General features: G+C 42.1%; 1 pseudogene. It reads left to right on the top strand.

The features are described from left to right. A pseudogene (locus DWV85_RS09300) lies at window positions 1-530 on the top strand (adhesin); the annotation flags it as partial.

The raw sequence follows: 530 nt of genomic DNA, 5'->3' as shown, positions 1-530 counted from the left end.
ATGCGGGCAACAAACAAATCACAAACGTTGCCAGCGGCGGAGATGTCATTACAAACGGCGCTAATATCGGCGATATCAACCGCATCGTTACTGCAAAAGACAAATACATAACCGGCGGTACTGCAACGTACCAGGCTAATGGTGACGGCACTGCAAATCTAACTGGTACAAACGGTTTGACCGCTAATGTGACAGGTCTTAAAAATAACTTTGTTACTAGCGGCAGCGTATCCAATGACGGTAAAACGTTGACATTGGAACGTAATGATACAGGTAAAGTTAATGTCGATTTGAGCAATGTATTTACCGAAGTGGCAAAAGGTGACTATCGTTTGGTAGCAAACCCTGAGCCAAATAGCCAAGGTAAATATAAAGCTGACAGCGACGGCAACATGGTATTGACTGTAGCTAATGATAAAGGCGATAAGAAACAAGTTACATTGACAGATATCGCATCCAAAGCGCAACAAGATACCAATACAACAAATATCACAAATATCAACACCACTATTGCGAAAGGTTTGAACTTC

This window comes from Veillonella sp. AF13-2, from assembly GCF_003603295.1.
Taxonomy (GTDB): Bacteria; Bacillota; Negativicutes; order Veillonellales; family Veillonellaceae; genus Veillonella; species Veillonella parvula_E.
Note: the sequence above shows the minus strand (reverse complement) of the source record. Positions and strands in the feature narration are given on the sequence as shown.